Here is an 859-nt window from a genome sequence, read left to right on the forward strand (position 1 = left end):
CTCGTAGCGTATCGACACTCTGGGTGGTGATGCCAAAAGCATCCATGGACAAAGATACAGACCCGAAATTTGGCCAATACAATGTCCGGTTTTCCAGGTAGGTTTTTCTGATGTATCCGAAATCGATATCCATGAGCGTGTAGGAACCTCCTGACAATGAGCTCAGGACGGGTATTTATACTCCGAACGGCTGCCATCATTCTTGATCGCGTCGCTTGGTCTACGACATCCACTCTGGTTACCTATTTGGTAATTCAGCATATGAATTTTGATCACCCTTTGCAGGTCGGGATCTCGTCGTCGGGTCGTCTCGACGAAGGTTTTGCTTCGCCTCGTTATTCGGTAATCAGGCGCGCCACCTTCTTGTAAAGCGACAGCGTGAATTCGTCCTTGTCGCTCGAATGGTGACAACGTTGATGACAATTCGAGCACAGAGCGACCGCATTACTAATACGATCTGAACCCTTCTGCGCCAAATGCTTAACGTGATGCACCTCGAGAAACGGCAGTCCGTTTTTCTCAAACGGAGCAGGTTGGCCGCAGCCTTCACAGATGCCGTTAGCCTCATTCCGAACCCAGGCTCTCACCTCTGGATCACGTACATAAGACGTGCAGGTGGTGAGTCCTTGCTTCGGTTTCAAAATCCCGTTTGGCTGACCATTAAACGGTTGCTTCTGAAGTAGGGAGGCTCGTCGCTCTAGTGTTTCCTCATCGGCTGTGGGGGCAAAGTCGTCAGCGGCCAAAATGCTTCTCTCGGCCAGTGCCGCACGAATGGAGCTCTCAACATTTGAGCCGACATGTGGGGCTGGTTTGTATCCTTTGATACGCTCCCTTCCCATTCGTAACAATACTGTTGAAA

At 50.5% G+C, this 859-nt stretch carries 2 protein-coding genes; both read right to left on the reverse strand.

Annotation, left to right across the window (positions count from 1 at the left end; genetic code table 11):
• Positions 1-233: very short patch repair endonuclease (locus tag AC1DH9_RS30005; RefSeq protein WP_477809435.1), on the reverse strand; the 233-nt coding region annotated here is incomplete at its 3' end.
• Between the two features lie 102 nt (positions 234-335).
• Positions 336-859 (reverse strand): HNH endonuclease (locus AC1DH9_RS30010; RefSeq protein WP_477809436.1); only part of this gene is annotated, 524 nt, incomplete at its 5' end.

The sequence above is a fragment of the Pseudomonas sp. 05T35 genome (assembly GCF_056396605.1).